Here is a 580-nt window from a genome sequence, read left to right on the forward strand (position 1 = left end):
CTTTTACCCCCGTCGCACCATTAATCAGGAAAATCCCATTCATGCCGCTGATAAATTCATTATCTTTGATGACAATGTTGGATTCCTGATATTTAAAGCTGCTATTGTCTGCGCGGCCGCCCTTAGTGGTGTCTTGCGCGAAGGTTTCCTCGATGACGACACCCGTACCGTAGTAGAGGCATGAGCCGCTGTTACCGATAATTTGGATATTGTTACCAGTATGTGCATCAGCAACTTTACGCGCAGCGAAACCGAAGTGGTTGTTGATGAAGCGAATACCAATTTGCGGTAGGTATCGGCTTGTCCACAACCAATAGCCCGGGTCAACGGTAACTTGACTGTTGTCGCGGGAATGCTCGACCGAAGCATCCGGATGTCCGACACGGCCTTGCAGACAGTTCATACCCTCGACAGTAATGCCGACACCACGGACAACGCCAATGCCGCCGATATAGTTGTCAGACATGAAGCCGCCGTAAACCTTGCAGTCGTAGCAAACCATTTTCTCGCGGATGGCGGTATCAATATCACCGCCGCTAACGTCACGACAATCTCGGGTAGAATAAAGACCAAACTGTAT

General features: G+C 49.7%; 1 protein-coding gene. It reads right to left on the reverse strand.

The genetic code is table 11. The features are described from left to right. On the reverse strand, positions 1-580 hold a 580-nt coding region (locus ACTHUR_RS16325), incomplete at both ends, for a hypothetical protein (protein ID WP_440399727.1).

This window comes from Neisseria sp. P0021.S007 (assembly GCF_051956855.1).